General features: G+C 68.4%; 1 protein-coding gene. It reads right to left on the reverse strand.

The annotated features are described in order from the left end of the window. Positions 1-330, reverse strand: a 330-nt coding sequence (gene mnhG / locus HCF10_RS30985; RefSeq protein WP_167657093.1) for a monovalent cation/H(+) antiporter subunit G, incomplete at its 3' end; no start/stop codon positions are given. Positions 331-408 lie beyond the last annotated feature (78 nt).

Below are 408 nucleotides of genomic sequence, written 5' to 3' on the forward strand. Positions count from 1 at the left end.
CTGCTCGATGGTGCCGTTGCGGTAGGCCTGTCGCCCGACCATGTGCGCAGACAGCGGAGCCGTCGCGAACTGCATGAGCACGACGGGCGCGACGAGCACGAACCCCAGCAGGATGCCGCCGATCGACCGCTGCGACAGGGCGATCGCGATGCAGATCAGCAGCAGTCCGAGCACCTGCGGCTTGGTCGCCGCGTGCAGCCGGGACGGCACGTCGCGGAAGCGCAGCAGCCCGACCGCCGCCGACAGGCACAGCAGCGCCCCGAGCAGGATCAGCACGAGCACAGCCACGTCGATGACGGGGTCGGGGATCACGAGACCGAGGATGTTCATGAGGTCGTGTTGTCCCTTCTCGCGACGAACCGGGCGACGGAGATCGAGCCGAACACCCCGATCGCGGCGATGATGAGG

This window comes from Pseudomonas sp. B14(2022) (genome assembly GCF_012030485.1).
Classification (GTDB): domain Bacteria; phylum Pseudomonadota; class Gammaproteobacteria; order Pseudomonadales; family Pseudomonadaceae; genus Aquipseudomonas.